Annotated in this window: 1 protein-coding gene; it reads left to right on the top strand. The window is 70.6% G+C overall.

The annotated features are described in order from the left end of the window. The first annotated feature begins 42 nt into the window (after positions 1–42). The gene (locus KUM32_RS17820) at positions 43–1,266 is read left to right on the top strand and encodes an IS4 family transposase (protein ID WP_217142903.1); all 1,224 of its coding nucleotides are present in this window, start codon (positions 43–45) and stop codon (positions 1,264–1,266) included. Positions 1,267–1,315 lie beyond the last annotated feature (49 nt).

Genomic DNA, 1,315 nt, shown 5'->3' with positions numbered 1-1,315 from the left:
CAATGCCGGTGACTTAGTTGGCCTGCTCTCGTTGGTTGTGGTGTGGCGAGGGTGGGGCAGGTCAAGTCGCCTGCGGGTGAGCGGTTGTCGGACCGGATTGCGATTGGGGTGCTGACGCGGGCGTTTCCGCCGCAACTGATCGATGAGGTGGTCGCGGAGACCGGGCGGGGCGAGCTGCGCAGCCGTCTGCTGCCGGCCCGGGTGGTCGTGTACTTCGTGCTGGCGATGTGTCTGTTCTTCGGGCAGCCGTATGAAGAAGTCGCGCGGCTGTTGGGTGACGGGGCCGGTGACGGGCGGCGGTCCTGGCGGGTGCCGACGACCGCGGCGATCGGGCGGGCGCGTCGGCGTCTGGGCGTGGAGCCGTTGAAGGTGTTGTTCGCGCGGGTGTGCCGTCCGGTGGCGGTGCCCGAGACGGCGGGTGCCTGGTATCGGCGGTGGCGCCTGGTGGCGGTGGACGGCACGGCCTTGGACCTGGCGGACACGGCGGAGAACGACAGTTTCTTCGGCCGCCCGGGCTCGGGGCGGGGAACGGGTGCGTTCCCGCAGGCCAGGCTCGTGGCGCTGGCCGAGTGCGGGACCCACGCGGTGTTCGGTGCGGCGGTGGGCCCGTTGTCGGCCAGTGAGCCGGTGCTGTCCCGGCAGCTGTTCGGCGAGCTGCGGGCGGGAATGCTGCTGCTGGCCGACCGGGGCTTTTACGGGTTCGAGTTGTGGCAGGCCGCCCGGGCCACGGGCGCGGACCTGCTGTGGCGGATGCGCAAGAGCGCGGCTCTGCCCGTGGTGCAGGTCCTGGCCGATGGCTCCTACCTCAGCACGGTCCATGCCGGAAAGGACCGCAAGAGCCGCCGCAACCCGGTGCAGGTCCGGGTGATCGAGTACACCCTCGCCCGCACCGGCGACGCCACCGTCTACCGGCTGCTGACCACCCTGCTCGATCCTGAGCAGGCACCGGCGAAGGAACTGGCCGCGCTCTACGCCCAGCGGTGGGAGATCGAGACCACGCTGGACGAGATCAAGACCCACCAACGCGGCCCGAAGCTCATCCTGCGTTCGAGATACCCGTGGGGCGTGGAGCAGGAGATCTACGGCTTCCTCCTGGTGCACCACGCCATCCGGCAGCTGATGCACCAGGCCGCCACCGGCCGGGGTCTTGATCCCGACCGCCTCTCCTTCACACGGTCCCTGCGGATCGTGCGCCGCCAGGTCCCGGCCCAGGCGGCGTTTTCCCCCCGGCAGACTCGCCCGGGCACTGACCCGCACCCTGGCTGAGATCATCGAACGCCTGCTGCCCGCACGCCGTCATCGGACCTGCCCCAGA

Source organism: Streptomyces sp. AC627_RSS907 (assembly GCF_019049165.1).
This window is presented reverse-complemented; position numbering and strand designations above follow the sequence as displayed.